The sequence below is a fragment of the Glaciecola sp. 1036 genome, assembly GCF_050306235.1.
Lineage (GTDB): Bacteria > Pseudomonadota > Gammaproteobacteria > Enterobacterales > Alteromonadaceae > Glaciecola.
The window spans coordinates 405,477-432,094 of record NZ_JBLWFH010000001.1 but is presented as its reverse complement, the minus strand read 5'-3'; the positions used below and the strand labels follow the sequence as shown (position 1 = coordinate 432,094).

20 protein-coding genes and 1 tRNA gene are annotated in these 26,618 nt (G+C 40.1%); 16 read left to right on the top strand and 5 right to left on the bottom strand.

Going from position 1 to position 26,618, the window contains the following annotated elements; translation table 11 throughout:
- The first annotated feature begins 133 nt into the window (after positions 1–133).
- A complete protein-coding gene (locus ACNKW3_RS01880) occupies positions 134–2,434 on the top strand; it encodes a TonB-dependent receptor (RefSeq protein WP_427397589.1) in 2,301 nt (766 codons plus the stop codon).
- Positions 2,435–2,479: 45 nt separating this feature from the next.
- Entirely contained in the window at positions 2,480–3,154 is a 675-nt protein-coding gene (locus ACNKW3_RS01875; protein ID WP_427397588.1) for a response regulator transcription factor, read from the top strand.
- Between the two features lie 32 nt (positions 3,155–3,186).
- Here ACNKW3_RS01875 and ACNKW3_RS01870 read toward each other — a convergent pair whose 3' ends face one another.
- Both ACNKW3_RS01870 and ACNKW3_RS01865 read right to left on the bottom strand, forming a co-directional pair.
- Entirely contained in the window at positions 3,187–4,263 is a 1,077-nt protein-coding gene (locus tag ACNKW3_RS01870; RefSeq protein ID WP_427397587.1) for a diguanylate cyclase domain-containing protein, read from the bottom strand.
- Positions 4,264–4,301: 38 nt separating this feature from the next.
- On the bottom strand, positions 4,302–7,646 hold the full coding sequence (locus ACNKW3_RS01865; protein ID WP_427397586.1) for a hybrid sensor histidine kinase/response regulator: 3,345 nt from the start codon (positions 7,644–7,646) through the stop codon (positions 4,302–4,304).
- Positions 7,647–7,769: 123 nt separating this feature from the next.
- Between ACNKW3_RS01865 and grpE the strand changes: the two genes are divergently transcribed.
- The 8 genes from grpE to ACNKW3_RS01825 all read left to right on the top strand — a co-directional run bounded on the left by grpE (position 7,770) and on the right by ACNKW3_RS01825 (position 15,859).
- Positions 7,770–8,411, top strand: a complete 642-nt coding sequence (grpE, locus tag ACNKW3_RS01860) for a nucleotide exchange factor GrpE (RefSeq protein WP_427397585.1) — start codon at positions 7,770–7,772, stop codon at positions 8,409–8,411.
- 91 nt (positions 8,412–8,502) lie between these two features.
- Positions 8,503–10,428 carry a molecular chaperone DnaK gene (gene dnaK / locus ACNKW3_RS01855; RefSeq protein ID WP_427397584.1) on the top strand — a complete coding sequence of 642 codons (1,926 nt, stop codon included), beginning with the start codon at positions 8,503–8,505 and terminating at the stop codon, positions 10,426–10,428.
- Between the two features lie 144 nt (positions 10,429–10,572).
- On the top strand, positions 10,573–11,700 hold the full coding sequence (gene dnaJ / locus ACNKW3_RS01850) for a molecular chaperone DnaJ (RefSeq protein WP_427397583.1): 1,128 nt from the start codon (positions 10,573–10,575) through the stop codon (positions 11,698–11,700).
- A gap of 176 nt (positions 11,701–11,876) precedes the next feature.
- Positions 11,877–12,491 carry a paraquat-inducible protein A gene (locus ACNKW3_RS01845; protein ID WP_427397582.1) on the top strand — a complete coding sequence of 205 codons (615 nt, stop codon included), beginning with the start codon at positions 11,877–11,879 and terminating at the stop codon, positions 12,489–12,491.
- The gene (locus tag ACNKW3_RS01840) at positions 12,484–13,113 is read left to right on the top strand and encodes a paraquat-inducible protein A (RefSeq protein ID WP_427397581.1); all 630 of its coding nucleotides are present in this window, start codon (positions 12,484–12,486) and stop codon (positions 13,111–13,113) included. The genes ACNKW3_RS01845 and ACNKW3_RS01840 overlap by 8 nt, the downstream gene beginning before the upstream one ends.
- A gap of 6 nt (positions 13,114–13,119) precedes the next feature.
- Positions 13,120–14,730, top strand: coding sequence for an intermembrane transport protein PqiB (gene pqiB / locus ACNKW3_RS01835; RefSeq protein WP_427397580.1), 1,611 nt, complete (start codon positions 13,120–13,122; stop codon positions 14,728–14,730).
- Positions 14,727–15,278: a PqiC family protein gene (locus ACNKW3_RS01830; protein WP_427397579.1), complete on the top strand. Its 552-nt coding sequence runs from the start codon at positions 14,727–14,729 to the stop codon at positions 15,276–15,278. The genes pqiB and ACNKW3_RS01830 overlap by 4 nt, the downstream gene beginning before the upstream one ends.
- A gap of 101 nt (positions 15,279–15,379) precedes the next feature.
- On the top strand, positions 15,380–15,859 hold the full coding sequence (locus ACNKW3_RS01825) for a c-type cytochrome (RefSeq protein WP_427397578.1): 480 nt from the start codon (positions 15,380–15,382) through the stop codon (positions 15,857–15,859).
- A gap of 85 nt (positions 15,860–15,944) precedes the next feature.
- Here the strand turns inward: ACNKW3_RS01825 and ACNKW3_RS01820 are convergent, their stop codons facing one another.
- On the bottom strand, positions 15,945–16,631 hold the full coding sequence (locus ACNKW3_RS01820) for a cytochrome b/b6 domain-containing protein (protein WP_427397577.1): 687 nt from the start codon (positions 16,629–16,631) through the stop codon (positions 15,945–15,947).
- A 126-nt stretch (positions 16,632–16,757) separates the two neighbouring features.
- Between ACNKW3_RS01820 and dapB the strand changes: the two genes are divergently transcribed.
- The 6 genes from dapB (at position 16,758) to ACNKW3_RS01790 (ending at position 23,852) form a co-directional block, all read left to right on the top strand.
- Complete coding sequence (dapB, locus tag ACNKW3_RS01815) at positions 16,758–17,561, top strand: 4-hydroxy-tetrahydrodipicolinate reductase (protein ID WP_427397576.1); 804 nt, start codon at positions 16,758–16,760, stop codon at positions 17,559–17,561.
- A gap of 325 nt (positions 17,562–17,886) precedes the next feature.
- Positions 17,887–19,038 carry a glutamine-hydrolyzing carbamoyl-phosphate synthase small subunit gene (gene carA, locus ACNKW3_RS01810; RefSeq protein ID WP_427397575.1) on the top strand — a complete coding sequence of 384 codons (1,152 nt, stop codon included), beginning with the start codon at positions 17,887–17,889 and terminating at the stop codon, positions 19,036–19,038.
- A gap of 9 nt (positions 19,039–19,047) precedes the next feature.
- Positions 19,048–22,269 carry a carbamoyl-phosphate synthase large subunit gene (gene carB / locus ACNKW3_RS01805; RefSeq protein WP_427397574.1) on the top strand — a complete coding sequence of 1,074 codons (3,222 nt, stop codon included), beginning with the start codon at positions 19,048–19,050 and terminating at the stop codon, positions 22,267–22,269.
- 184 nt (positions 22,270–22,453) lie between these two features.
- The gene (greA, locus tag ACNKW3_RS01800) at positions 22,454–22,930 is read left to right on the top strand and encodes a transcription elongation factor GreA (protein WP_427397573.1); all 477 of its coding nucleotides are present in this window, start codon (positions 22,454–22,456) and stop codon (positions 22,928–22,930) included.
- Positions 22,931–23,009: 79 nt separating this feature from the next.
- A complete protein-coding gene (locus ACNKW3_RS01795) occupies positions 23,010–23,711 on the top strand; it encodes a carbon-nitrogen hydrolase family protein (RefSeq protein ID WP_427397572.1) in 702 nt (233 codons plus the stop codon).
- Positions 23,712–23,775: 64 nt separating this feature from the next.
- Positions 23,776–23,852 (top strand) — tRNA-Pro (locus ACNKW3_RS01790).
- A gap of 19 nt (positions 23,853–23,871) precedes the next feature.
- Here the strand turns inward: ACNKW3_RS01790 and ACNKW3_RS01785 are convergent.
- Positions 23,872–25,782 carry a GGDEF domain-containing protein gene (locus ACNKW3_RS01785; protein ID WP_427397571.1) on the bottom strand — a complete coding sequence of 637 codons (1,911 nt, stop codon included), beginning with the start codon at positions 25,780–25,782 and terminating at the stop codon, positions 23,872–23,874.
- 128 nt (positions 25,783–25,910) lie between these two features.
- Positions 25,911–26,447: a prepilin-type N-terminal cleavage/methylation domain-containing protein gene (locus tag ACNKW3_RS01780; RefSeq protein ID WP_427397570.1), complete on the bottom strand. Its 537-nt coding sequence runs from the start codon at positions 26,445–26,447 to the stop codon at positions 25,911–25,913.
- Between the last annotated feature and the right edge of the window lie 171 nt (positions 26,448–26,618).

Here is a 26,618-nt window from a genome sequence, read left to right as displayed (position 1 = left end):
GTGGCTAAGTCTACAAGGGTATAAAATTTTTCCCATAGTACGATGGTACTGTTTTTTTTAAACAAAAATTAACTTAGATTTAACAAAGACCGCAACGCCTAAGGTAACGAACATTTTCAACTTGGGAAATATAATGATGAATAATAAAACGAATTTTTTACACAACACACCGACCATGTGCGCATTGGCTGTTGCCACCGCACTATTTGCTCAGCCCTTGCTAGCTCAAGAGGAAGCAAAGAAAGATGAACTTGAAAGAATTGAAGTTACAGCACGTAAATCCGTAGAGTCAATTCAAGAAGTGCCGGTAGCACTTACCTCTGTTAGTGCTTCAGATTTGGCTGAAAACGGCATTTCAGTAATTAACGAAATCCAACAATTTTCACCTAATACAACCTTACAAACAAGCCGTGGTACTAACAGTACGTTAACAGCTTTTATACGTGGGGTAGGTCAGCAAGATCCACTATGGGGATATGAGCCAGGTGTTGGTATCTACATTGATGACGTGTATATCGCTCGTCCACAAGGGGCAGTGTTAGATATTCTTGATGTGGAAAGAATCGAGGTGTTGCGTGGTCCTCAAGGAACACTTTACGGTAAAAACACCATAGGTGGTGCAGTTAAGTATGTAACTAAAGAAATGATGGGCGATATGCGTTTTGATATCAAGGCTACTGTCGGTAGCTTCGGTCAAAATGATTTGAAAGCCACAGGTCAAATGCCGCTAATTGAAGATAAATTGTATGTGGGCGCTGGATTTGCCACTTTAAATAGAGACGGCTTTGGTGAGTATTTGCAATCAGCATTGTCTAATCAAAACACAGAAAACTACAACAAAGAACTGTGGACTGCTAGATTAAATCTTGAATATCATGCTTCCGACGATTTGTTTTTCCGTTTTGGTTGGGATAAAACGCGCGATACTTCAAATGCTAAAGGTGGGTATCGTCTTCTTCCTTCATTATTAACGGATGCCCCTGTTCCTGACAGTGTTTTTGATTCTTACACCTCATTACCTACAGATAACCTAGTTGAGCTAGAAGGTTATTCTTTTATGGCTCGCTATGACGTAACTGATGATCTTGAGCTTAAATATGTCGCATCAAAAAGAGAAGGTTATTCTCCTACCAATATCGATTTCGACAATACAGCAGCTGTGATTTTCGATGTTCCAGCTATTTATACTGACGACAATACAACTCACGAGTTACAAGCTAATTTTGATAATGGTAATTTTAACTTTGTATCAGGTTTGTATTATTACGACGGCGAATCTTGCGGTATGTTCAACGCAATATTAGAACGTTTTGGACAGTCTTTATTATTGCCAGGGTTAACGCGTGAGACCGCTGGTTGTAATAACTCTGAAAGTTGGGCTGCTTACGCGCAGACTAGTTTCGATATTACTGACAAATTGTCAATGACCCTTGGTGCCCGTTACACAGATGAAGAAAAAGTGGCAAGAGTGGACAATGGTGTGGTGTTTTACACCGTTTATCCTGAGTCAGGTTGGGTACCTGGATATGTACGTCCAGACAGCCCATTCCCTAGCGGTGCCATAACGCCTCAAGTGTTAGGTGTAGACACTGATGGTGATGGCGTATTAGACGCTCCTAAATCTCAAAGTTGGTCCCGCTTTACGCCTCGCGTTGGCTTAGAATATATGATGGATGATTCCACTATGATCTTCGCGTCTTATGGCCAGGGGTTCAAGTCAGGTACTTTTAACCCAAGAGCTGAAGGCAACGAAGCAGGTGTAGATCCGGAAGTAGTTGATTCATTTGAATTAGGTATCAAGAAAGATTGGGGCACTAAATTACGAACCAATGTTACTTTGTTCCAATATGACCACAAAGACAGACAGTATATAGCGGTTGGTGCAACAGATGGTATCGACCTAAACCAAACGTTACAAAACGCTGCACGAACAGAAGGTAGTGGTATTGAAGCAGAAATTAACTATGTCGCAACAGAGCATTTATCATTTGATGTAGCGCTTGGTTACTTGGACTTCGAGATTAAAGAAAATACCGCTGTTCCGCCATTAATTGGATTATCTAACTCTCCAAAATATACTGCAAACTTTGCAGCTAACTATAGCTTTGATACAGATGTAGGTTACTTTACTCTTATCGCTAACTACTACGTACGTGACGAATACTTATTGTTCGAAACATCAGAACTGTTAGCGCAAGACGGGTACGGCATGCTCAACATGAGCTTAAACTGGGAAAGTTTAGAAGGCGATTGGTATGCAAGTATTCACGGTAAAAACTTAACGGATGAAGAATACCTTGTAGGTGGTTACAACTTTGTAGGCGCGCCTGATGGAAATGGAAGTTTTGCTCCTGGTGTTGGTGGTGACTTAACCTTGATTGGTTATTTCGGTGACCCTCGTACCATTCATGTGACTGTTGGTTATAGATTTTAATTGACAGACTAAGATAAAAAGGCGACTTCTGTCGCCTTTTTTAGTATGTTTGATAAAAAATTATCCAACTTTGAAGGTAGTACGTTAAAAATGCGAGCAATTATTGCCGATGACCATCCGCTTTTCAGGCAAGCTTTGTTGTTGATGCTGACACAGGAACTTAATTTTGAAGTTGAAGAGTCTTTTGATTATGCCTCAACGATCAAACTAATGGAGTCAAACGCTGATTACGACATAGTATTTCTCGATTTAAATATGCCTGACGCCAATGGTTTAGCAGGTTTAGTACAGATTAAAAGTCTTTTTCCGAACACCTTGATTACCCTTGTCTCAGCAGAACAAAATCCAGGAATTATTCAAAAGGCAATTCAAGTGGGTATCAGTGGTTTTATTCCTAAATCACTGAATTTGGATAAATTGAAAACGGCTGTTGCGGCAATAATGTCAGGTGAAACCTGGTTGCCTGAAGATTTTGAAAGCGCCGAACAAAGTGAGGAAGAGGTCCAGTATTTACGAAAACTAGAATTACTTACACCTCATCAATTACGTGTATTGGATATGATGGCAAATGGGCTATTAAATAAACAAATTGCTTATGAGCTTGGTATTTCTGAGTCCACAGTGAAACAACATGCTTCGGCTGTGTTGCGCAAGCTGGGGCTGATTAACAGAACTCAAGCAGGTGTCATTTATAAGCAAATTATGCAAACAGATGATTAGAGGATGTTTATCTTAGCAAAGTTGAACAGTCTCTAGTCTTTAGTCACAAACTTGGCTTTCGCTTGAATTAAGTTAACATTTGCTTTGATAATTACGCGATCAAAATCGTCAGTTCCGGCCGAGTCTGCAATACCGAATGCCGCACCTAGCACTATGTCACTATTATCGTCTTTTAGCACCTTAACTTGCTCTATCGCGGATTTTATCTTGTCTACTATTTTAAGTGTAGTTTCATGAGTAGCGTTAGAAAGCAGAATCATAAATTCGTCGAATTGCCATCTTGCTACTAAATCTGAATCGCGGATGTTGCTTTGAATGGTTTTGGCGACGTTTTGTAGCACTTTATCGACGTTAGCGTTTTGCTCCGTTTCTTTCAATTCATGAAGATTCTGTATTGAGCACAAAACCACTGAATATTGATCGAAGCCTCTTCTTGTTAATCCCTCTTGCGCTTCTTTCAGTAATTTTTCAACGTACAGTCGATTAAAGGTGCCCGTCACAATATCTGTATTCGCTTGAATAAAGAAGCTCTTGGCACTTTGTGCCGAGTTTTTGCGTGAGTGATAAACCACTATGGCTATGGGAATTATAGATAAAAATAAATTTACCGAGTAAGCATAGGGTGCTAATGAAGTAACATCCAATGCATAATTGTTAGATAAACTCATGAAGTAAATACCTATAAAACCAACAATAATCACCAAGATAATTTTAATCTGTTGTTTTAATGTACCAATCGGCCCTGAAAGCACAAATCCAATCAATGACCAAAGATAAAAGTGAAAACCATAAGCGATTCCAATCATGTAGGTAACAATATAAGAATGTAAAACGACTTCAATTATAATTAAGCGGATGCACCAAGTATGGTGCTGGCGCATATTTTGGATAGTCGCAATTACCCATAGTGTTACACTGATGACATTTAGAAAAGCTAATTCATGTGAACCAATGAGTGCAAAGAAAAAGATAAAAAATAAATGAGAGAAAGCGCCGAACAGACAAAGGCGCTGAAGCAATTTTTCAGTTACGAGTTGCACGCTTTGCTGTTCTAGTTCTGCAAAGCTTTCATTAATTTGTTTTTCGTAAGATGACTTCTGGATTCCCACTTCACACCATGTACAAGGTTAAGATAAACACGCTCTAGTTATCGCGCTAACAAGTTGAGTAGCAAGCGTTTCAGTGCAGGTCCCTTAATTGGTTTTGGTAAGTATGCGAGATTATGGGTACTCGCCAAGTCTCTTATGCTATCGCTTCTATCTGCACTGGATAAAATTGCTTTTATAGGTTTATTTGCACAATACCTAATATGTTCTATAAGATCTACGCCATTTTCATCGTTATCTAGATGATAATCTGCAATAATAAAATCAATGTTTTCGGGAATGACTTGGATTTCTCGTTTTTGCCGTGCCACACTAATGTTACATCCCCATTCAGTTAACAAAGCAGTAAGCGCCGTAATCACTGATTCATCATTTTCCAACACCATAATATAACAGTCTTTTAATTGAGTAGTTCGATCGGAAGTTGGTAACTTGGTTGAAAACTTTTGTTCAGTAACTCTGCCCAAGTGTTGAAAATCCAAACTAAACAAACTGCCTTTTAACACATTACTTTTTAGCCCAATTTTAATATTCAATAAGCGACACATCCGTTCAACTATGGTTAATCCTAGCCCCAAACCTTGAATATGAGACGTTTGATTGAGGCGGGCAAATTCTTGAAAAATTTGTCTTTGGTTGGTTTCATCAATACCAGGGCCTGTATCTATGACACAAAGTTCACAGCGGTTATTTTTACGGCGACGAACACCTATAAGCACTTTTCCGGTTGTAGTATACCGCACAGCGTTCGACATAAGGTTTTGCACAATTCGGGTAAATAAGCGCTTATCCGTTCTAATTAATAAAGAAGTTTCAACAAAGTGCAGTTGTATACCTTTATTCTGTGCCATTAGTCTAAAGTCATTCACCACATTCTTTAAAATTTGATTTAATGGAAATACAGTTTCACTTGGCACTACACGGCCAGAATCTAATTTACTGAATTCAATCAACATACTTAACTGTTGATCAGCATTTTCCAATGAATTTAGCAAATTGTGACTGGTCTCTTTAAGTTGCTCATCCAGCAATTTTTCGTTTAACAATGAAGCAAATAAGGTAGCAGCGCTTATGGGTTGCATTAAGTCATGACCGGTAGCGGCCAAAAATTTCGTTTTACTTTCATTGGCTTCTTCGGCTTCTTTTTTCGCTAATTGCAATTCATGGGTACGTTGTTGAACACGATCCTCTAATTCTGTTTTTGAGTCCTCAAGGGCTTTTTGTATATTCATATACTCAGTGATATCAGTGTAAGTAGTGATATAGCCACCACCGGGTAACGGGCTACCAGACACCTCATAGACTTTGCCAGACTTCAATTGCCGCTTAACTTTATATGGCTCGCGACCTTGAATATAGTCGATGCGTTGGTTAATCATTGCTTCCGCATCTGGCAAGGTGGTCGCATCTGTGGTTATCTGACTTACATTGAACATCAAGGAGTCTTTTATTGGCATACCGGTGGACAAAAAATCATTGGGATATTGAAACAGATTTTCATAGGCCTTATTCCATGCAACCAAACGTAATTCAGCATCTACCACAGAAATACCTTGGGGTAGATTGGCGATAGACGATTGCAATACTTCATGCCTAAACTGAAAAGTCTGACTTGCTTGTTCTACTAATTCGGTAATTTCAGTATGGTCAGTGTTTTTATTGTCGGCTACCGCGTTAAGTAAAATTTGTGCACTGGCAGCCCCTAATCTTGCTGAAAGCAATCTCTGAGCGTGCAAAATGGTGATAGGGTCGACAAAACTGAGTTTAGATTGGCGCTCGACTTTCTGTCTAAACTCATCTTTTGCCTGACCTGTTAACACTGGTTCAACTAAATTTAATAATGCTTCAGGTGTGATTTGCAGACCCGTGGTGACCAATTTTTGCCGCATGAATGGATGTAATTTGGTGTTTGGAAAAATCACACTGGTGAGAGCGATAACAAAGATATTAACAGCTAGCGATAAAAAGATGGCATAAGCGAATGCTTCATCCGTTGGCTGAGGCGCAAAGTAATAACTGGCCACAACTGCTGGGTACACCATATTAACTATGACAATAGTGACGCCTAATCCTAGGCCTAACATGATGCCCACTTTATTTACACGGTCCCAATAAACCGAAAATAAAATAGCAGGGAATATTTGCGATAACAGCGCTAATGCTATGGTGCCAGATTTCACCAAAGGAGCGGTTTGACTAATCTGAACATGATATAAGTAGGCGATAAATACCAAAGCAGCAATGCTGAATTGACGTGTTCTAAGTAATTGTTTGCTACTGAGGTTAGGTTGAGCTTTGTGTAATCTGCGCGTTTTTAACCAAATTGGCATTATTAAGCTAGTGTTTACCATATTACTTAATGCTAATGTGGCGACAATTACCATACTAGTAGAAGCGGCCAAACCTCCTAAGAAACCGACAATACTAATGATTGGAGCATCGTATTTTTGCGGCAACAAGAGCACATAACGGTCAGCATTGATGCCAGATTGCCCTAAAAACGCTAAGTCTCCTGCAACGGCAATAGGTAATACAAAAATGCTCATTAACGATAAATAGATAGGAAATAACCATCTGGCTCTATCAATTTCTTCGGTATTCCTGTTTTCAATAAAATTTACGTGAAATTGGCGAGGAAGACAGAACATAGCACATATTCCCAATAACACGTGGCTAGCGAAAACTAAAAAAGCAAAGGGTTGGGTTAAACTTTCATTTATAGATGGGGTTTTAAGTGCCTGAGAAAATAAGTCGAAAACTCCGTCGTGCAGCACGTAAACTACAAAAATACCTACTATTGCCAACCCTACCAATTTAACAATGCTTTCAAACGCTAATGTGTACATCAAACCTTGGTGTTTTTGGGTCAAATCAAGGGTTCTATGACCGTATAAAACAGCAAATAATGCCATGGTCACTGTGATGTAAAAGCTGATAGAAAACCTGCCAGTCTCTCCAGTATCGGTAAGGAGTGCAACCGCCATTGATATTGCGTCAAGCTGAAGGGCAATATAGGGAATTACGCCAATGATACAAATAGCGACTATAATGCCAGCAATGCTGTTGGAGTGATGAAATCGAATCCCAATAAATTCGGAAAGCGAACTGATTTGATGCTGCTGACACAAAAGGGCGACTTTTTTATAAAAATTAACCCCAAAAAACATCACCAAAATACAACCAAGATATGTAGGCACCAAAGGCCAACCAAATTCACTGGCTTGAGTAGCGGTACCAAAAAATGCCCAAGACGTGCAATGCACCCCCAAAGAGAGTGAATATACATTTTTGGACAGTTTTTGCTGTCGATTCCCCCAACGCGCTATGGCAAACAAAAAAACCAAATATACAAGTGTGATTGCACTTACTGTCCAAATTGAAAACATTTTTTGCAGCTCTAAAAATTTTTTTAATTATTGTCTTGAACCCATAGGATCTATCCCCATTATAGCCAGCATTGTAAGCAAAAACCCAGTTGATTAAACACACTCATGAAACCGGAGTGATAAATGAGTAAAGACCAAGAGCACGAACAAACGCAAGATCAGGCGACAGATTCAGTAGAACAACCTGAAGTGAATGAGGCTGATTCAAACGAAACTGAGAACCAGGATACGCAGCAGAATGTAGACGGTTTAACGGTTGAACAGGCACAAATTCAATCCCTCGAAGCGGAATTGGAAGAAGCCAAACGTACGATTGACGAGCAAAAAGATCGCGTTATTCGCGCCATTGCAGAGTCAGATAATGTACGCAAACGCGCAGAGCAAGACGTAGAAAAAGCACGCAAGTTTGCATTGGAAAGATTTGCTGGTGAATTATTGTCGGTAATCGACAATCTTGAGCGAGCAACAATGTCAGCGGATGCTGAAAACGAGGCAGTTAAACCTTTATTAGAAGGGGTTGAGCTAACTCACAAGAGCTTTATGGCTAGCATAGAAAAATTTGGCATTGAAGTGATTGACCCTCAAGGGGAAGCTTTTAATCCTGAACATCATCAGGCAATGTCAATGCAAGAGTCAGCGGATGTCGCGCCAAATACGGTGATAGCTGTTATGCAAAAAGGCTATTTAATTAACGGTAGATTATTAAGACCTGCAATGGTGATGGTATCAAGAGCACCAAGTGAAGGCGTAGATACTACTGCTTAAATTTTTTGCAATAAATCTGTAATACACCTATTGAAAAAGGGGTTATTAACCCCACATAGATTAGCAACGAATAGTTTCTGGAGATATATACATGGGTAAGATAATCGGTATCGATTTAGGTACAACTAATTCATGTGTTGCCGTACTCGACGGCGACAAAGCAAAAGTAATTGAAAACGCCGAGGGTGACCGCACAACCCCTTCTATCATTGCATACACGCAAGATGGAGAGACGTTGGTTGGTCAACCGGCAAAACGTCAAGCAGTAACCAACCCAAACAACACGCTTTTTGCGATTAAGCGTTTGATTGGACGTCGTTTTGAAGACAAAGAAGTTCAGCGTGATATTGACATCATGCCGTTCAAAATTGTGAAAGCTGACAACGGTGATGCTTGGGTAGAAGCCAACAATGAGAAAATGGCACCACCACAGATTTCTGCTGAAGTTCTTAAGAAAATGAAGAAAACAGCGGAAGATTATTTAGGTGAGCCAGTAACAGCTGCAGTAATCACTGTACCTGCTTACTTTAATGACTCTCAACGTCAAGCAACTAAAGACGCTGGCCGAATTGCTGGTTTAGAAGTTAAGCGTATTATTAACGAACCAACCGCAGCTGCACTTGCATACGGTATGGATAAAAAGCAAGGCGACAACGTAGTAGCCGTTTATGACCTTGGTGGTGGTACATTTGATATCTCTATCATTGAAATTGACGAAGTTGACGGCGAACACACGTTTGAAGTACTAGCTACAAACGGTGATACTCACTTAGGTGGTGAAGATTTCGATAACCGAATGATCACTTACTTAGTGGATGAATTTAAGAAAGATCAAGGCGTAGATTTACGTAAAGATCCTCTTGCTATGCAGCGTTTAAAAGAAGCCGGTGAGAAAGCGAAAATTGAGTTATCTTCAGCACAACAAACTGAAGTTAACCTACCTTACATCACGGCTGATGCTTCTGGTCCTAAGCACTTAGCGATCAAAGTAACCCGTGCTAAGTTAGAGTCTTTAGTTGAAGACATGGTGAAAAAATCCCTTGAACCAGTTAAACAAGCACTTGCGGACGCTGATTTGTCAGTAAGCGATATTAACGACATCATTTTGGTAGGTGGTCAAACACGTATGCCATTGGTGCAAAAATATGTTGCTGAGTTCTTTGGTAAAGAGCCACGTAAAGATGTTAACCCTGATGAAGCTGTAGCCACTGGTGCGGCAATTCAAGGTGGTGTTTTAGCCGGTGATGTTAAAGACGTTCTTTTATTAGACGTTACACCTCTGTCTCTAGGTATTGAGACAATGGGTGGCGTTATGACCGCATTAATTGAGAAAAATACGACGATTCCTACTAAGAAATCTCAAACCTTCTCAACAGCGGAAGATAACCAATCTGCGGTAACTGTACACGTGCTTCAAGGTGAACGTAAGCAAGCAGCTGGGAACAAATCTCTAGGTCAATTTAACTTAGAAGGTATTCGCCCTGCACCGCGTGGAACGCCACAAATTGAAGTTTCGTTTGATATTGATGCTGACGGTATATTGCATGTATCTGCTAAAGACAAAGATACAGGTAAAGAGCAGAAAATTACCATTCAAGCGTCATCTGGACTATCTGATTCTGAAATAGAAAAAATGGTTCAAGATGCTGAAGCGAACAAAGACGCAGACGCTAAGTTTGAAAAGCTAGTTACAGCGCGTAACCAAGCTGATGGTCTGATTCACGGTACTCGTACTCAGGTTGAAGAAGCAGGTGACGCACTTGATTCTAGCGACAAAGAAGCAATTGAAGCTGCAATCAATGATCTAGAAACAGCACGTAAAGGTGATGATCTAGAAGCCATTGAAGAGAAAACTCAAGCATTAATTCAAGCTTCTCAGAAGTTAATGGAAATTGCTCAAGCGAAAGCGCAAGCTCAAGCACAGGATCCATCAGCAGAACAGCAAAGCAGTGCTGGTAAAGCAGATGATGATGTTGTAGATGCTGAGTTTGAAGAGGTAAATGACGATAAAAAATAAGTATCGTCATAGGCAGTGGCGACTGTCTTAACAGCATAAGCGGGCGCAACTGGTAGCAGTTTGCGCCTGTTTGTTGTAAAAACTAAGATATTCGAAAGGTATTGTTAAACAGTTTCAATACCACACTAAGTGGGATGTGGGTGTATGTCCAAAAGAGATTATTACGAAGTATTAGGCGTCAGCAAAAGCGCTAGCGAACGCGATATTAAAAAAGCGTATAAGAAGCTAGCCATGAAATATCATCCAGATCGAACCTCTGGTGATAAAGCGCTGGAAGAAAAATTTAAAGAAATTCAAGAAGCCTATGAAATCTTAACAGATGAACGTAAGCGCGCAGCTTATGATCAGTATGGTCATGCCGGTGTCGATCCTAACAGAGGTGGCGGAGGCTACGGTGGTGGCGCCGATTTTGGTGATATCTTCGGTGATGTTTTTGGTGATATTTTTGGTGGCGGTAGAGGCCGTCAAAGTCGAGCCAGACAAGGGGCTGATTTACGCTATAACCTTGAAATGACGCTTGAAGAAGCCGTTAGAGGTAAAGAAGTCGAAATTCGTGTTCCAACCTTGGTTGAATGTGAAGTTTGTCATGGATCGGGTGCTAAAAAGGGTACATCACCAACAACCTGTCCAACCTGTAAAGGCAATGGCCAAGTGCAGATGCGTCAGGGCTTCTTTGCGGTTCAACAAACCTGTCCAACTTGTTCGGGTAAAGGTAAGATTGTTTCTGATCCCTGTAATTCCTGTCGTGGTCAGGGGCGTGTCGAAAAGACCAAAACTCTTTCAGTTAAAGTACCTGCAGGTGTTGATACCGGAGACAGAATTCGTTTAACAGGTGAAGGTGAAGCCGGCGAGAACGGTGCTCCAGCAGGTGATTTGTACGTTCAAGTGCATGTTCGCGACCATGACATCTTCACGCGCGATGGAAACAATCTGTACTGTGAAGTCCCAGTGGGCTTTACCACAGCTGCGCTAGGCGGTGAGATTGAAGTGCCAACGCTCGACGGTAAAGTAAAACTGAAAATTACACCAGAAACCCAAACGGGTAAGATGTTTAGAATGCGTGGGAAAGGGGTCAAATCAGTTCGCAGTGGCGCCGTTGGAGACTTGATCTGCAAAGTGGTACTGGAAACACCGGTGAATTTGTCATCTAAACAGCGTGAATTGTTAGAAGAGTTTGAAGCAACGATGAAAGGCTCGTCAGAAAAGCACAGACCAAAAGAAAAAGGTTTCTTTGATGGTGTGAAAAAGTTTTTCGATGATCTAACTAACTAGAGTTCACAAAACCAAGTCCAAAAAACAACCGCAATAAGCGGTTGTTTTTTTTATCTGCATCTTAAATCAATTTAATATCAATTTCGTTTCGACTTATTATCAGATTGAATGCATATCCTCAGCCTGTTATATTTTCATCAGCAATATATTGAAATTTCAGGTTTAATTATCAAGTTATGGCATTAAAACAGATTGCATGTTCACATTGTGACTTGGTGGTTAAAACACCAGACGATCTGTTACCTCATCAACGGGTTTATTGTCCTCGTTGTCATAGTTTTTTGTTTGAAAATCAAATTCATGCGTCACAAAAGTGTTTTGCATACAGCGTTACCGCGTTAATTTTATTTGCAGTAGCGAATTTGTTTCCTTTTTTAACCTTTGAAGCCTCGGGCGTACTACGCACAATAACCATAACCGAAGCGTCCTTCGATTTGTTTTTGCAAGGTTTTTGGTTGCTAGGATTTTTGGTATTAGCTTTTATTTTGGCCGTTCCTTTCATCTATCTCATATGCTTGATATTACTATTGATGGGAAAAAATGCGCTATTGCCTTATAGAGCATCATTAACCTGTGCAAAGTTGCTAACACGGCTAATTCCTTGGGCAATGGCAGATGTGTTTATCATAGGCGTTTTGGTGGCTTTAATTAAGGTTATTGAATTGGCTGACATAGTATTAGGCATCGCTTTCTGGGCGTACATTGGCTTTACATTATGCTTTATTGCGGCATCCTTAATTGCCAATAAATACCAGGTTTGGTGTTGGATAGAGGCTATGGCCAATGACTGATAAAGCAAACTATCCTCAAAATACTGCAGCAAGTATGGGAAAAAAAGCCTGCCATATTTGCTATACAATAAATGAGGGGCAAACCAAAAGCTGTAAACGTTGTGGCACTCATGTCCATGTGCGAAGACCTCAGAGTGTGCAAAAAACCATAGCCTTGCTCATTACTGCGATTATTTTATATATTCCAGCCAATACCTATCCAATCATGGTAAATACCATGTTAGGACAAAGAGAACCAAGCACAATAATTCAAGGCATATTGGCTTTTATGGAACATGAATCTTATTTGGTCGCTGGGATTATTTTTACCGCCAGTATTTTTATCCCAATCGCTAAAATCTTGATCATTTTCTGGTTGTGCTATTGCACTCGTAAAGACTCTAGACTATCTGAAAATGAGCTAACTTTTATGTATAAAGTTACCGAGTTCATTGGAAAATGGTCAATGATAGATGTGTTTGTAGTCGCAATTTTAGTTGCCTTAGTCCATGTTTCGAATATCATGGTAGTTGAACCGGGCGTCGCCGCACGTGCCTTTGCATGCGTTGTCATCCTGACCATGTTAGCTGCACATCAATTTGATTTGCGCTTAATATGGGATAAACAACAAAAGGATATGTAAGTTTCTATGACCGACCAACAACCCGTTATTCCTGAGATCAAAAACAAAAAAGGTATTTCTTGGGTATGGCTATTACCAATTATTGCAGCGCTCGTTGGTGGGGGACTCTTGTATCAAAGTTGGCTTAATCGGGGCATAGATATCATAGTACAATTTGATGATGCCCAAGGCATCGAAGCCCGCCGAACCTTAGTAAAATATCGTAATGTTGATATTGGTAGAGTTGAACGAATCCGCTTTGCCGATGATGGAAAGTCTATCTTAACAGACATCAAAATTAATCGAGATGCGCAACGATTTTTAAAAATAGACAGCCATTTTTGGGTAGTGCGCCCGCGTATAGGTGCCACTGGAATTAGTGGTGTTGGCACTTTACTATCTGGCGCTTACATCGCATTAGAGCCAGGAGAAGAAAAAAATCTAAGTGACTCATTTGTTGGCCTTAGCCGTCCTCCTGTGGCATCGCCATCTGAGGCTGGGATCAAACTAGATTTGATCTCTTATGGTGGGAAGTCCTTATTTGAAGGAAATCCCGTAGTGTATCGCGGAATTTCAGTTGGCGTTGTGGAATCCATAGATTTTGATATAGAAGATAGAAGCATCACCTATGGTATTTTTATTCGCGCTCCCTTTGATAAGCTGGTCACATCTAATACCCATTTTTGGAATGCTAGTGGTATCACAGTTTCCACCAGTGTTAGTGGCATAGAAGTAGATTTTTCTTCACTTGAGTCCTTAGTGGCTGGTGGTGTTGCTTTTGATGTACCTGAAGATCTAACACCAGGTGAAGCTGTTTCAGAATCCACTACGTTTAAGCTGTATCCTTCACAACTAGCGACAATTGAAGAAAGGCAATACGAAACCATAACTTACGTCATTTTGGTTGAAGAAACAGTTGGTGGTTTGGATACTGGCGCTCCTGTCGAGTACAGAGGAATTAAAATCGGTAGAGTTGCTAAACCTTACCTAGGCTTTTACGAAACGAATGAAATACGGGAAAACGAAACCCGAATACCAGTGGTTATCAATATTGAACCTGCTCGCATTACTCAGCGTTCAAACGAAAGTAATATAGAAGGCTTTACCGAGCATTTTGAGCATTGGATTAAAAACGGTTTGCAAGCAAGAATTGAAACCGCCAATTACATTACAGGCTCTTTGAAGGTGACTTTAGATTTTAATCCAGCCGGTGTTGGTAACTATGAGACCTTTGGTGAATATCCCATAATTCCTTTGGCTGAAGGCGGTTTTGCTTCTCTTTTAAGTAAAACTGATGCCTTATTAGAAAAGCTAAATGCGCTTCCCATCGAACAATTATTACAAAGTACTGATCAAACTGTTTTAGTGGCCCAAGACACTTTAATTTCGATGCAGTCACTTGTGAATACTATAGAATCCACTATGAAAGAGGTGGATGATGCTTTACAGGGAGTGCAACCGGATTCAGCCGTTTACCATAGGCTAATGTCAAGCTTAGATGAGTTAGAGCAAACGTTATTAATGGTGCAGCCCATGATATCTGATATCAGTAACAAGCCCAATTCTCTTATTTTTAGTGATGCTGCGCCAGAAGACAAAGAACCCAATCCTGACAATTCATCGGGTGAAGATAAATGAAAAAATCTGTAATTTTGCTGCTGATAACAATTTTATTTGGTTGTGTGACTACTGAGTCGGTGCCAGAAACCCATTATTATTTACTTGAAGATAAACCCTTAGTGATGCAATGGGAAGAGGGAAACCAAAGTGTTAGCGTTGAGATTGTCGCAATCCCTGCATATTTACAGCAGAAAAATATTGTAATGTTGGAGCAGAGTCACAAACTTTATATTGCTAATTATCATCAATGGGCTGTGGATCTAGACACAATGTTAAAGAATGTTCTGGTGTTTGATTTAAACCAGCAAACAGATGCGACTAATTTTGTCGATACCTGCCGTGATTGTGAAAAGTTAAAACTTTATTTAGACAGCTTTTACCCAACATTTGATGGCAATATAGTATTAACTGGGTATTTTAAATTTTCGAAAGCAAATGTGACTAGTACAGGTCATACTTTTGAAATACAAGTTAGGCAAGCTACCAAAGGCTATTTGTCTTCGGTGCAAGCTATGAGAAAGGCCATATCAGAGTTAGCGAAGGAAATCCTTAAGCAAAAACGTTGATGATTTGACCACTAAAAATAAAATATAAACTTTTCGCCGATTCATGCTGTAAAAATTAAGATAAATCAATTATTCAAAACGTTTCACACAAGGAAAATAAAATGAAAAAAACCGTTATGGCATTAGCCTGTGGGCTAGTAATCTCAGGCTTGTCTACCATTGCATTGGCCGATGACCACGGCGTTAAATCTGAAAAACAAGCGCAATCTATTGTTGCTTTTCGCCAATCCATTTTAAAATTGGTGTATTCCAATATGGGTCCTTTGGGTGCAATGGCTAAAGGCCAGATCGATTTTGATGCAGCAAAAATGGAAACAAACGCCAAGCGTATCGCACAACTTGGCATGATGATGGAAGATTACTTTGCGCCTGATACAAGTGGCTTTGACGTAGACACTGAAGCTTTAGATGCTATTTGGGAAAATTCTGCTGATTTTAATCAAAAAGCCATGGATATGGTTGAAGCTGCACAAGCCTTAGAAAAAGTTGCTGCTAGCAAAGATGAAGATAATTATCGTAAAGCTATAGGTGCTGTGGGCGGCACTTGTAAAGCATGTCACGACGCTTACAAAGCTGACTAAATAAAAGTTTCAATAATGTAAAAGGACAAGTATGGCGGACCATGCTTGTCCTTTTTTAATGATAACGAGTGCGAGTTAATCCTTATCAGAATCCAAAAAACTCTTCGACTGGCTCTGGTGACAACACTTCAACGCCTAAATAGACTATAGCAGCCGAAATAGCCACTACGATTAAAAAGCGCCAAACAAGAGAACGACTAAACGTTGGATAAGCGTGAGCTTTTTGAGTCGGCTTTTTACCATGTATCATACTTTGCACAATGGCTTGTTTCTTGACTCGCTGATAAAACCCAATCGCAATGATATGCAAAATTGCTAATCCAATAATTACCTTATAAAACGTATGATGAATAGTGTTAGCTAAGCTTACAGTGTCTTTATCCACAGCTGCATACCAAGGACCTTGAAAGAAAATATCATCATCAATGAAAAGTCCACTGATCGCTTGGGTTGCTACTATTGCTAGAATAGCAATCACTGACAGAGCGCCTAATGGATTGTGAGTTAGATAATGCTGGCTATCTTGGCCTTTAACATAGTTTACCACGCGGCCAGGGCCAACAATAAATTGGCTAAACCTTGAATGAGTATGACCAACAAAGCCCCACAATAGTCGAAAAACAATCAGTCCAATAGTGAAGTAACCAATATAAAAGTGCCACTGCATAGCATCATCTAAAATCTCACCACTTACATATTGAAAAATTAACGCAGCTACCAATAACCAATGAAAAAGACGGGTAGGGAAATCCCAGACATCTGCTTGTTGCATAGTAAATCCAATTTAACGAAAAAAGTAAAAAAACATCTAAAGAATAACAGATTAGACTTACTAATCGCCATACATTAATGCACAATACCCCTCATCAAATTGACCTTAAACAAAGGAATCAAAGAAATGGTAAAAGTGGGTATTTTAGGCGCAAATGGTCGCATGGGTAGAGTTCTTATCGAAGCCGCATATGCACATTCATCTGTCGCGTTAGGATTTGCCAGTGTAAGGTCAAATTCTCCCTTTATCGGAATGGACGCAGGTGAATTAGCTGGAATTAGCCGGCAATATATCAAGGTGGTTGAACTGAAAAAAGATATTATTACACACGCTGACGTACTCATTGACTTTACGTTACCTGAGGCATTAGAGCAGAATTTACACTTAGCCGTAGATTCTAAAACGCCAATAGTTATTGGTACTACAGGACTTACATCCGAACAGCTAACTTTGATTGACGAGGCTGCAAAATATATCCCAGTCGTATTTGCTGCCAACTATTCAGTTGGCGTTAATTTGATGCTGAATCTTGTGAAAACGGCTGCTAAAGTCATGGGAGACACAGCAGATATCGAAATCCTCGAAGCCCACCATAGATTTAAAAAAGATGCTCCATCGGGCACAGCTATGGCAATAGGGCAGTCAATTGCCGATGCTTTGGATCGAAATCTAGACCAATGTGCGGTTTACGGCCGAGAAGGTGTTACCGAAGAAAGATCACGAGAAACCATAGGTTTTGCCACAGTACGCGCAGGAGACATTGTTGGTGAGCATACAGCCATGTTTGCGACGCTTGGGGAACGCCTTGAAATTACTCATAAAGCTTCGAGTAGATTGACCTTCGCCAACGGCGCATTGCATGCAGCGCAATGGCTAAAAGGTAAAGAAAAAGGTCTGTTTTCGATGCAGAATGTTTTGGAATTGTTGTGATTTTAGGGCTTAAGTCTAATAATGGTAATAAAAGCTTTGTTTTTACATATTTAAAAATCAATTTAAAAACTGTTAGACCTAGTTTAATTTGTTGTATATAATGCTCGGAATTTGCCAAAAAGAAATTCTTGCAGCTTGTTTTGATTGGTGGTCATTGAGGATTGAATCCTTAAATAATAAGGCTTGCAATCAAGAAAAAAGGCAACATGCAAGGTGTTTTGGTAGAGACATGTTATCCTCTTTTTGCGAGGAAAGAGGACAATAATATAGAAATTCTTGCTTAACGCAAGTTTTTCTTAGTTATCTCTCATTTCAGGAGGTCGACTTGGCTGTTTCTGCCCTGCTTGTACTCGCCGATGGTTCTGTATTTAAAGGAACTGCAATCGGTGCTCACGGATACTCTGTTGGTGAAGTGGTATTTAATACTTCAATGACAGGTTATCAAGAAATTCTTACAGATCCATCCTATGCCGAACAAATTGTTACTCTTACCTATCCTCACATAGGCAATACTGGTACCAACGAAGAAGATGTTGAATCAGATACAGTTTGGGCAAAAGGTCTCATCATTAGAGATTTACCTTTAATTGCAAGTAATTTTAGAAACAAGCAATCACTTTCAGAATATCTAAAAATGAATAAGATTTTAGGTATTGCAGACATAGATACTCGAAGGTTAACTAGGATCCTTCGCGACAAAGGTGCGCAAAACGGCTGTATTATGACAGTTGAGCTAGATGTTGATAATATCGAAGAAGCGACTCAAGCAGCCTTAGAAAAAGCAAAAGCTTTCCCCGGTCTTAAAGGGATGGACCTCGCTAAAGTCGTAAGCTGTAAAGACACTCACCCTTGGTCTGATGGCCTTTGGAATCTAGGCTCTGGGCACGCAACAAATGTTCAAGACTATAAATTTAATGTCGTGGCTTACGATTTCGGTGCCAAAAAGAACATTCTAAGAATGCTTGTCGACAGAGGCTGCAAACTGACTATAGTACCGGCGCAAACCTCAGCAGAAGAAGTATTAGCCATGAATCCTGACGGCGTTTTCCTATCAAACGGACCTGGCGACCCTGAGCCATGCGATTACGCAATCGACGCAATAAAAGTGTTTTTGGAAAAGAAAATTCCTGTGTTTGGTATTTGTTTAGGCCATCAGCTACTAGCGTTAGCCGCAGGAGCTAAAACAATTAAGATGAAATTTGGTCACCACGGGGCAAACCACCCAGTGAAAGACCTGAGATCGAATAAAGTTATGATCACCAGCCAAAACCATGGATTTGCCGCGGATCAAGCATCATTACCTGACAACATACAGGTAACCCACGTGAGTTTATTTGATAATTCTCTACAAGGTATTGAATTTACTGACAGACCAGCGTTCAGTTTCCAAGGACACCCAGAAGCAAGCCCTGGACCCCATGAAGCTGCAGATTTATTTGATCATTTTATCGATTTAATTACCCAATCTAAGCAATAGGAAGAAAGAATGCCAAAACGTACCGACATCAAAAGTATTTTGATTTTAGGCGCTGGTCCTATTGTAATAGGCCAGGCCTGTGAGTTCGATTATTCAGGTGCTCAAGCTTGTAAAGCGTTAAGAGAAGAAGGCTATCGAGTTATTTTGGTTAACTCGAACCCTGCAACTATCATGACAGATCCTGAAATGGCCGACGCTACTTATATCGAGCCAATTCAGTGGGAAGTGGTCAGAAATATCATTGCTAAAGAAAAGCCAGACGCCATCCTTCCTACCATGGGTGGACAAACTGCGCTTAACTGTGCTCTAGACTTGAATAAGCATGGTGTTTTAGATGAATTTAACGTTGAACTAATAGGTGCTACAGCTGACGCAATAGATAAAGCTGAAGACCGCGAAAGATTCGACAAAGCCATGAAATCAATCGGATTGGAATGTCCAAGAGCTGAGATAGCTCACGATATGGAACAGGCTCATGACGTTTTATCGCGCATTGGTTTTCCCTGTATCATTCGCCCGTCTTTCACCATGGGCGGCTCAGGTGGTGGTATTGCTTACAATATCGAAGAATTTAATGAAATCTGTGCCAGAGGCCTAGATTTATCTCCCACCAATGAATTGTTAATTGACGAATCCTTAATTGGTTGGAAAGAGTACGAAATGGAAGTGGTTCGCGATAAAGCGGATAACTGTATTATCGTTTGTACTATTGAAAATATCGATGCCATGGGCGTTCATACTGGTGACTCAATTACCGTAGCGCCAGCGCAAACATTAACCGACAAAGAATTCCAGATTATGCGTAATGCCGCTATGGCAGTACTACGTGAAATCGGTGTTGAAACCGGTGGGTCTAATGTGCAATTTGGTGTGGATCCTAAAACAGGACGCCTTGTCATCATTGAGATGAACCCAAGGGTTTCTCGCTCATCTGCTTTAGCGTCTAAAGCTACCGGCTTCCCAATCGCCAAAATTGCAGCAAAACTAGCGGTAGGCTTTACCCTTGATGAACTTGATAACGACATTACCGGCGGATTAACGCCAGCTTCGTTTGAGCCTTCTATCGATTATGTTGTGACTAAAATACCACGCTTTAACTTCGAAAAGTTCGCCGGCGCAAACGATAGATTAACTACTCAAATGAAATCTGTTGGTGAGGTTATGGCCATTGGTCGTAATCAGCAGGAATCTTTGCAAAAAGCACTTCGAGGGCTAGAAACTGGAGTGTCAGGCTTTGATCCCATCATTGACCTTGACGACCCTGAAGCACAAAGCAAAATAATTTATGAATTAAGAGAACCTGGCGCTGAACGTATTTTCTACATTGGCGATGCATTTAGATTAGGTATGAGCATTGAAGAAGTGTTTAGACTTACCAATATTGATCGCTGGTTCCTAGTGCAAATCGAAGAAATCATTGAGCTGGAAAAATTGTCGTCCAGGGTTGGGCTAACTGGCATTGACGAAAACCTAATGCGAAATTTAAAACGTAAAGGTTTTTCTGATGCCCGCTTAGCGACTTTAACTAATACCAGTGAAACAAATGTTCGTGAACAAAGAACAAAGCTTGATGTTCTGCCGGTATTTAAACGGGTTGATACCTGTGCTGCAGAGTTTTCTACCTCAACTGCTTATATGTATTCTTGCTACGACGAAGAGTGTGAAGCTGCGCCCTCTAACAAGAAAAAAATCATGGTACTTGGCGGTGGCCCTAATCGAATTGGTCAAGGTATTGAGTTTGATTATTGCTGCGTACACGCGGCACTGGCGATGCGTGAAGATGGTTACGAAACTATCATGGTGAACTGTAACCCTGAAACTGTTTCCACCGACTATGATACGTCAGATAGATTGTATTTTGAGCCTGTTACATTAGAAGATGTATTAGAGATAGTTCGAGTTGAAAAACCGACGGGCGTCATTGTGCAATATGGTGGTCAAACACCACTTAAACTAGCTAGAGATCTAGAGAAAAACGGCGTACCTATCATAGGTACTTCACCAGATTCTATCGATATGGCAGAAGATCGTGAACGCTTTCAAAAAATGGTGCAAAAGCTTGGTTTGAAACAACCTGCTAATGCGACTGTGAGCAATATGGAACAAGCACTAGAAAAGGCAAAAGAAATTGGTTTTCCACTGGTAGTGCGACCTTCTTATGTTCTAGGTGGTCGAGCAATGGAAATTGTGTATGACCTCAAAGACTTAAAACGCTACCTAAATGAAGCGGTGAAGGTGTCAAACGAAGCGCCTGTATTGTTAGATAGATTCCTTGATGACGCAGTAGAAGTTGATATTGACGCCATTTGCGACGGTACCGACGTAGTGATCGGCGGGATCATGGAACATATTGAACAAGCTGGCGTACACTCTGGTGATTCTGCTTGTAGTTTACCTCCTTATTCATTGAATAAAGATATTCAGGACGTTATGCGTACTCAGGTAAAAGAAATGGCACTTGAGTTAGGTGTGAAAGGCCTAATGAATACCCAATTTGCAATTAAAGACAATGAAGTTTATTTGATTGAGGTAAACCCAAGGGCTGCTCGAACTGTTCCTTTTGTATCTAAAGCGACGGGTATTCCTTTAGCCAAGGTTGCAGCTCGAACAATGGTGAATAAATCGTTGAAAGAGCAGGGTGTAACCCAAGAAGTCATTCCGCCGTTTTTCTCAGTCAAAGAAGTGGTGTTACCTTTTGCTAAATTCCAAGGCGTTGATCCTTTACTTGGTCCTGAGATGCGTTCTACAGGCGAAGTTATGGGCGTCGGGGAGACATTTGAAGAGGCCTATGCGAAAGCAAACCTAGGTGCTTCTGCACCTTTACCTGAAGCCGGTAAAGTTCTGTTGTCTGTTCGAAATAATGATAAGAAGCGAATTGTTGATTTAGCTAAACAGTTACTGGAAAGTGGTTTTGTTATCGAAGCAACCCGTGGCACTGCCGAAGCTCTTGAAATCGCAGGTATCGATTGCAAAGAAGTAAATAAGGTATCAGAAGGTCGTCCTAATATTGTAGATGCTATCAAAAACAGTGAATACTGTTATGTAGTAAATACAACTGAAGGACGTCAGGCGATAACTGATTCAGTCTATATTCGCCGCGAAGCTTTGTTGAATAAAGTGCCTTATACGACAACGCTGAATGCCGCATTCGCTACGTTAAAAGCAAGTGCTGCTGACGCGAAACGTAATGTACAATCCGTTCAGGAATTACATAAGCGCATTACAGGTTAAACCACAACGGAAGCTGTTAAGTATCAAATAAGATGATAAAACATCAAAATTGACATATACTTATCGGTTCATCTCTATCGAAACAACGAATGCCAATTGGCATTCGTTTTGTTTTTAAACGTATTGATTGTTCATTTGAAGGAACAAACAATCAGGTATAAGCAGAAAAACAAAGAGAATAATCATGACAACTTATCCCATGACAGCGGAAGGCGCTAAAAAATTGCGTGAAGAATTAGATCATTTGAAGTCTGTAGAGCGCCCGCGCATCATTAATGCTATTGCTGAAGCACGAGAGCATGGCGATTTAAAAGAAAATGCTGAATATCATGCAGCTCGTGAGCAACAAAGCTTTTGTGAAGGTCGCATCCAAGATATCGAAGGTAAGCTTTCAAACGCTCAAATTATTGATGTCACCAAATTGCCTAACAACGGAAAAGTTGTGTTTGGTACAACTGTTACCATCTTAAATGTCAGCAATGAAGAAGAAACCACTTACCGTATCGTTGGTGATGATGAAGCGGATATTAAAAATGGTTTAATCTCAGTAAACTCGCCTATTGCCAGAGGGTTAATTGGAAAAGAGCTAGATGATATTGTGAATATTCAAACCCCAGCAGGTACAGTTGAGTACGAAATCATCGAAGTTGAATATAAATAAGTAAACGTATTTAATACTAAATCCGGTCTAGCCTAGCTACACCGGATTTTTTTATGTGTATTCATTAAAGGACAATAGAATGAGGATTGCCGCGGGACAAATAGAGAGCCGATTGGGTGATTTCGATTATCATCTTGAACAGCATCTTCACTTGATGAGTTTAGCGGCAGAGCAGGGTGCAAATCTCATAATATACCCTGAATTATCGCTTACCGGATATCTAGATAAAGGCGCTATAGAGATGGCGAAAGAATTTGCTCCTTTGATAATGCAATTTACCCAAGTTTTGCAACAAGCCTCTAACCAATTTCAGATAGCAATCGGGGGCGGCTTTCCCAAGTTAGATGGCAAACAGGTGTTTATTAACCATAGATTCATTTTTCCAGATTGCGCTTGTTGGGATTATCAAAAACGCCTTTTGCATGACGATGAATTGCCTTATTACACGCCTGGGCAAAAAGATAATTTATTGCAATGGCAAAACAAGCATCTAGCCATAGGTATCTGTTATGAGTCTCTACAACAACCACATGTTAATCGACACAAAAATGCTGATGCTTACCTTGTTGGGGTAGCAAAATCAAATCACTCAATGGCAAGTGCGTTTGAATTTTATGGCGAAACAGCTCGAAAACTCAATATGCCGATAATATTTTCAAATGCCACTGGGAAAAGTGCTGATTATATTAACGCAGGGCAATCAGCAGTCTGGACTAATTCAGGTGCACTGAAAGCAGTATTAAATAAAACTGAAACCGGTCTTGTTTGCATAGATATTTAGCTGAATTAAGCTTATAAAACACTTGCTTATCTGTACCAAATCCATATAATGCGCAGCCTACGGTCGGTGTGTGGCGCAGCTTGGTAGCGCACTGTCATGGGGTGTCAGGGGTCGGAGGTTCAAATCCTCTCACACCGACCAATTAACATCCTCACCTTATTCACGAACTAGCAACGTCCGCTACCACAACCTTATTTCTACCTGTTTCCTTTGCTTGATATAAAGCATTATCAGCAACTGCAATCAGCTTATCGAAAGCAACGCCTGATGTGTTTGTTGCTACACCAATACTGATGGTAATAGACAAAGAACGTTTATCGAAGTTGATGGGATCCTTATTCATTTTTTCACGTAACCGCTGAGCTAAATCGGTTGCTTCTGTCTGAGCAGTATTGGGTAATAAAATCAGAAATTCCTCGCCACCAATTCTGGCTAGGATGTCTTTTTTGCGTAATGCATTTTGCAATCGTTTAGCGATCTCTTTTAACGTAATATCGCCAATGTGGTGTCCATAGTTATCATTTATACGTTTAAAATGGTCCACATCAATGGCAAGTACACTAAATTCTTTATCTTGCTCCAAATTGCTGTGCATGATTTTTTCGCCAAGCTTAAATGCGGCCCTACGGCTTTTTACTCCGGTAAGAAAATCGGTTCCCGCCATCTTCTTGAAATAGGACAATGCCCAAAATAAGCCAAACAGACCGAGAAACAGCATACCTAGAATTATAATTAATATCCGCTGTACAAATTGTGTGTGCTCTTCTTCTGCTTGCTTTTTTTCAATTTCAAGTTGGCTTAAAGCTAGTTGTTTTTCCAATAGTTCTTTTTCAACATTGGTGACAACCACATCGTGTTCAAGGGAAAGTACACCGATTTGATTAGACAATAACTCAGAATTTTTTTGCCGATAGTATTTATCGAGCTCTAAAAGCCTATACATAGTTTGCTTTTCATTTTTAGAACTCGTTGCGCTGTGAATTATTCCGTCCAGTAAGAGTTTTTCTCTAATACTCTTAGGCTTGCTTTGGGACGCTAAATTTGCGTATTCAAGGGCTGAGGTGAAGTCGTTATTATACCAAGCTGAAAAAGATAGAAAGGACACCAGAGTGTTTACAAAATCTTGCTCTACAGTAGTTTCTTTTAACTCATAAGCGTTTAAAAAGCTGGCATAGGCTTTTTCAAACTTTTCTTGTGCATAAAACAAGGTGCCTTGGTTAAAATTTGCAAAGAATAAAAAGTCTATTCCCGCATAATTAGCATTTGCCATTTCAAACATTTTATCCACATGACTTTGTGCTACCTCGAATTGTTGCAAAGAGATAGCTTCTGCATTTAACGTATGCAACATGTTGAACATACCTACATAATCTTGAATTGCAAACCATTCGTCATAAGCTTTTTTGATGTAGAAATAAGCCCGCTCATGTAGGCCATTGCTGCGATAAATATTACCGGTAGCATTATAAATTAGTCCTTTATCGGTGCTTGGAATAGAATCAACTTCCATTATATTTAATGCTTCTTTTAGCAAACTTAATCCGGTTTGAAAGTCCTTGGTGTCTGTGGCACAAAAAGCCGCCTGAGTTAATGCTTTAAGCAACATCTCAGATGTTTCAAGTTGTCTGGCAATATCAATAGCTAAAAATCTATCAGGGCAATAGATTTGAGTGTCTCCTGTATCTAAATATCTAAAATACGAACGTTCTAATAAGCTAAACGCCAATTGCTCTGACGGCGCTGAATCTTTGATCAATACAATTGATTTAGTAAGGTAGGTTTCTGCTTCTTCTAATTTGTCAATTTCGCCAGCCGCAGTTCCTAACCATTGAAAATATGAGCTCTGCTCTTCGGTTGACCAAGTTTCAGAATCTTCAAGCAATAACAATAAGGATTTATACTTTTCGTTGAAGCTAATATCACTGTCTTCTATCTGCTGAGCTTGAGCAAATTCACTAGCTAAAGCGTACATGGGCATGGCCCAGATTAGCCAAACTGCGGCAATATAGATGAAAAATGAACTAGACACATTACAGAGACAGTTTAGTAGCTTTTTTTCATACTTCAACATCGGCTAACACTCTGATTTTAATTAAATTTAAAGGTTTAATTGGACTGGACTCATGATAACAGCGAGAGTATAAATTGAATTTTCAGTAAATCATACCGACAAATGAGAAGTTCAGTTTGGTATTGAGATTAACAATCGGTAGTCACAACTGTAATAGTGCACTCTGGAGAGCCAAAGGAATCGTAAATTATGTAACAACCTTGGTTTGTGGGTATACCGCTAGACGGGACTTCAAATCCTAAAAGAGCATACTGATTATCAGTTCTTACTTGAAAGTCGTTTGCTTCATAGTTGACAAAGTCCAGCATACCAAGGGCGTCATTAACTTCGGCTTCTGCTTCCGGACATAAGTTTCGCCAGTCTACTTCTGTATTTCCAAAACCAAAATCCACTGCGTAACCAATTTGATTACTACTAGAACCGCCGGCGGGATTACTGGCGGCCGCTCTAAGCCCGCTTACAATGGCCTTACTTTTCACCAAAGTAATGGTGGATTTCATTTCAGATGCTACTTTGTTTAATGCACTTATTCGAGCATCCGTACTAATATCGATAAATCTAGGCGCGGCTACGGTTGCGAGTATACCAATAATCACAATTACTATTATCAACTCAATAAGGGTGAATCCACGAATAGACGAAATAGTTGAATATGATTTTTCCATAGTGGGAACTTACTCCATAAATAGCTTTACTTTAGTTGTATCGGCTTCATGAGTAGAACTTTAGCCTTAGTTAAAATAGCTAGTTTGACTTGAAAACTTATATCTGGTGTCAGTAATTTTTACGCATTACTAAATTACCAAGTGCAAATTAGTAAAAATAATTTATAAGCC

Bases quoted from the DNA above. Each gene is read 5' to 3' on its own strand.
- ACNKW3_RS01880 (WP_427397589.1), top strand. From the start codon at position 134: ATGATGAATAATAAAACGAATTTTTTACACAACACACCGACCATGTGC.
- ACNKW3_RS01875 (WP_427397588.1), top strand. From the start codon at position 2,480: ATGTTTGATAAAAAATTATCCAACTTTGAAGGTAGTACGTTAAAAATG.
- ACNKW3_RS01865 (WP_427397586.1), bottom strand. From the start codon at position 7,646: ATGTTTTCAATTTGGACAGTAAGTGCAATCACACTTGTATATTTGGTT.
- grpE (WP_427397585.1), top strand. From the start codon at position 7,770: ATGAGTAAAGACCAAGAGCACGAACAAACGCAAGATCAGGCGACAGAT.
- dnaK (WP_427397584.1), top strand. From the start codon at position 8,503: ATGGGTAAGATAATCGGTATCGATTTAGGTACAACTAATTCATGTGTT.
- dnaJ (WP_427397583.1), top strand. From the start codon at position 10,573: ATGTCCAAAAGAGATTATTACGAAGTATTAGGCGTCAGCAAAAGCGCT.
- ACNKW3_RS01845 (WP_427397582.1), top strand. From the start codon at position 11,877: ATGGCATTAAAACAGATTGCATGTTCACATTGTGACTTGGTGGTTAAA.
- ACNKW3_RS01840 (WP_427397581.1), top strand. From the start codon at position 12,484: ATGACTGATAAAGCAAACTATCCTCAAAATACTGCAGCAAGTATGGGA.
- pqiB (WP_427397580.1), top strand. From the start codon at position 13,120: ATGACCGACCAACAACCCGTTATTCCTGAGATCAAAAACAAAAAAGGT.
- ACNKW3_RS01830 (WP_427397579.1), top strand. From the start codon at position 14,727: ATGAAAAAATCTGTAATTTTGCTGCTGATAACAATTTTATTTGGTTGT.
- ACNKW3_RS01825 (WP_427397578.1), top strand. From the start codon at position 15,380: ATGAAAAAAACCGTTATGGCATTAGCCTGTGGGCTAGTAATCTCAGGC.
- ACNKW3_RS01820 (WP_427397577.1), bottom strand. From the start codon at position 16,631: ATGCAACAAGCAGATGTCTGGGATTTCCCTACCCGTCTTTTTCATTGG.
- dapB (WP_427397576.1), top strand. From the start codon at position 16,758: ATGGTAAAAGTGGGTATTTTAGGCGCAAATGGTCGCATGGGTAGAGTT.
- carB (WP_427397574.1), top strand. From the start codon at position 19,048: ATGCCAAAACGTACCGACATCAAAAGTATTTTGATTTTAGGCGCTGGT.
- greA (WP_427397573.1), top strand. From the start codon at position 22,454: ATGACAACTTATCCCATGACAGCGGAAGGCGCTAAAAAATTGCGTGAA.
- ACNKW3_RS01795 (WP_427397572.1), top strand. From the start codon at position 23,010: ATGAGGATTGCCGCGGGACAAATAGAGAGCCGATTGGGTGATTTCGAT.
- ACNKW3_RS01785 (WP_427397571.1), bottom strand. From the start codon at position 25,782: ATGTTGAAGTATGAAAAAAAGCTACTAAACTGTCTCTGTAATGTGTCT.
- ACNKW3_RS01780 (WP_427397570.1), bottom strand. From the start codon at position 26,447: ATGGAAAAATCATATTCAACTATTTCGTCTATTCGTGGATTCACCCTT.